We start from the raw sequence: 446 nt of genomic DNA on the forward strand, positions 1-446 counted from the left end.
CTACAAGCACGCTGACTACGTCTTCCAGCACGCGCACGAGCTCCAGGTCGGACTGCTTGAGGCTGTCCAGACGCGCCTTGACCTCCTCCTTGGCCTCCAGCCAGGCCTGCAACTCGTCGCTCTCGACCGCCAGGTTTTCCGTCATACCCTCAAAGGGCTCATGTTCGACTCGCAACAAACGCCCGGCCGCGTCGCGCTGTACGTAAACCATCGCTGCCTCCAGCAAACGCCATAAAAAAGCCCACCACCCGAAACGGGTAGCGGGCTTACTCTAGTTGAGTACTTCAGCTAAGGAAACTCTGATAAGCATTTCCTTTTGCCTGAGGGACCGCCAGCGCAGCGCTGACAGCCTCCCTCACATCTCAGGCGACCAGCTGATTCTGGTCCAGCATGCCCTGGATGATATCTGCAGTATTGCCACCGGAAAGGATGGTGTTCTCCAGGGT

General features: G+C 58.1%; 1 protein-coding gene. It reads right to left on the bottom strand.

Annotated features, from left to right (window positions below):
- The coding region (locus LPA41_RS41145) for a hypothetical protein (protein WP_229076911.1) at nucleotides 1-211 on the bottom strand (211 nt) is incomplete at its 3' end.
- Nucleotides 212-446 lie beyond the last annotated feature (235 nt).

Source organism: Actinoplanes sp. DH11 (assembly GCF_020873875.1).
Classification (GTDB): Bacteria; Actinomycetota; Actinomycetes; order Mycobacteriales; family Micromonosporaceae; genus Actinoplanes.